Here is a 606-nt window from a genome sequence, read left to right as displayed (position 1 = left end):
TTGACTTCTCCCACCCCTAAAGGGGCAAGCTCTACACCTTGCAGCGTACGAGTGGGATTCTTTACAAGAAGTTTGGTCAAATGACCCTTATTCTTAGCGGGCGAGCCAATCGCCCTCTAGCTTGTAGGATTGTACAATCCAGCAAGTTACTTTTACGCAAAATATTCAATGCACCATTAATATCAGCATTCAATTCATATCCAGCAGATGTTCGATATAGACCACGTTTGATCCGTTTACCGCTAAAAGAGTGCTTCGTTTCATCTGTTGGATTCCATTTTGGCAATACATCATTGTCAAAAAATGATGCTTTGCTTGTATAGGATTCTTCTTGTTCTTTGTAAGAAATTCCATAGTGTTCGCAAAGATTGGATAGTTGTTCTCGCAAGTTTCCAAATGGAATCTGTGTAAATTGCTGATTGTTCTTTTTGCCCATATTGATATTTCGCTTAAAATCTTCATTGTAGCCTATAACAAGATGACCGATCTTGTTTTCAAGGCAATGATTCATGATGATTCTTGCGCACTTTTTGATATAGTCGTTTACCTGGTTGTTTCTTTTGAGAGTGATAGCATCTATGCGTTTTGTGTATTTCATGCCTTGTT

At 38.4% G+C, this 606-nt stretch carries 1 protein-coding gene; it reads right to left on the bottom strand.

The annotated features are described in order from the left end of the window. Positions 1–76: 76 nt before the first annotated feature. On the bottom strand, positions 77–606 hold a 530-nt coding region (locus tag HMPREF0083_RS17540), incomplete at its 5' end, for an IS200/IS605 family accessory protein TnpB-related protein (RefSeq protein ID WP_021622972.1).

Source organism: Aneurinibacillus aneurinilyticus ATCC 12856, assembly GCF_000466385.1.
Lineage (GTDB): Bacteria > Bacillota > Bacilli > Aneurinibacillales > Aneurinibacillaceae > Aneurinibacillus > Aneurinibacillus aneurinilyticus.
This window is presented reverse-complemented; position numbering and strand designations above follow the sequence as displayed.